Below are 1,199 nucleotides of genomic sequence, written 5' to 3'. Positions count from 1 at the left end.
GCAACGTCCGTTGCTGGGACGGAGCGGACAGTCAAATCTCTCGAAGGTGCGGCAAGAAAATCTCTGCATCCGCATGAACTAGTGCAGATGCGCGGCCATGCGGATGCGCAGTCAAGTAGCGCGACACGAGCTGATACCCCAAAGAGTAGCCCAGCCATCGCGGTAACGCGGCTGAACCGAAGAACCACTCTTCATGTCCATATCTGGCGTTATTCCATTCCTCCCGTGCCCTTGGGACATGTGGCCGCAAAACCGAGGTTTCCACACTCTCCCAAGGCTCGGGCTGCCAGTTGAACACTTCCTGTGCGAAGTGCCCCGCAAGACCTTCTGATATCAGCGTCTCACCTAACGTCGTGCCATATCCGGGGCCATCCCACCGCGAGCAATGATGCAATTCGTGAGCCAGCATTCTTTCGAGCGACTGGTCGGGGTTCGCCCGCAGGGACGCATGATCAGGGTCTACGGTGACATAGATCACTCCCTTTTCAGGCGCGTAGCCCAGATGTCCTTTCTCTGGGATAACGCGATTACCTCCGGTGATGATCACGTCTGTATCGCCTAACGGCAGCAGAGCAGCAGACGCCGCAAAAGCGGTACCAAGGCTATCCGTCAGCCAGTCTTTTATGCCTGAAAGCTGATGACGGGCGTTGATGAAATGGAGGGTCATGTTCGGCATGGCACCAATTATCACATCTGACCGCCAAGGGCAGCAATGGGCTCGAAGCAGCACTGTAGCAGGAAATGCCATTTGGCAGCGTTACACTCGGGGACGCGCTGCATCCCCGAGAAAACACGGGCCTTTTGCGCGGAATCGTGTGGGCGGGCGACCGTTACACATTCCCGACTTTGCGGCAGTAATCGCTGAATAGCTTTTCGACGTTCGCGGCATCGAGGGAGATCCCGCGATCCGCCAGGAAGCGCCGGAAGTTCGAGGCGACCAGGGCGTTGTCCTGGTTGCAGCCGGCAGCGTNNAGCCAATGGGGGCTGTAGGCGATGGTCCCCGTGGCCGGAAAGGCCACTGCGGCCGCCTTGGCGGGACGAGCTGCACCGCCCGCCTTCCGCGCCGCCAGCTCCTGCGGGGGCGCTGCGGGTTCGGGCTTTTCTTCCCAAGCAATCTCGACGCTGGTGACCGTGCGGCCAACCTTGCGCGGTGTGGCGGTCAGCGTGAGCCGCGATAGCTGGTTTATTTCAGCAATAGC

1 protein-coding gene and 1 pseudogene are annotated in these 1,199 nt (G+C 59.6%); both read right to left on the bottom strand.

Annotated features, from left to right (window positions below; genetic code table 11):
• Positions 1–31 precede the first annotated feature (31 nt).
• Positions 32–676, bottom strand: a complete 645-nt coding sequence (locus tag BG455_RS12240; RefSeq protein ID WP_071470294.1) for a DUF2268 domain-containing putative Zn-dependent protease — start codon at positions 674–676, stop codon at positions 32–34.
• A gap of 296 nt (positions 677–972) precedes the next feature.
• A pseudogene (locus BG455_RS17475) lies at positions 973–1,199 on the bottom strand (replication initiation protein); the annotation flags it as partial.

It is taken from the genome of Roseinatronobacter thiooxidans, assembly GCF_001870675.1.
In the GTDB taxonomy this organism is placed as follows: Bacteria; Pseudomonadota; Alphaproteobacteria; order Rhodobacterales; family Rhodobacteraceae; genus Roseinatronobacter; species Roseinatronobacter thiooxidans.
Note: the sequence above shows the minus strand (reverse complement) of the source record. Positions and strands in the feature narration are given on the sequence as shown.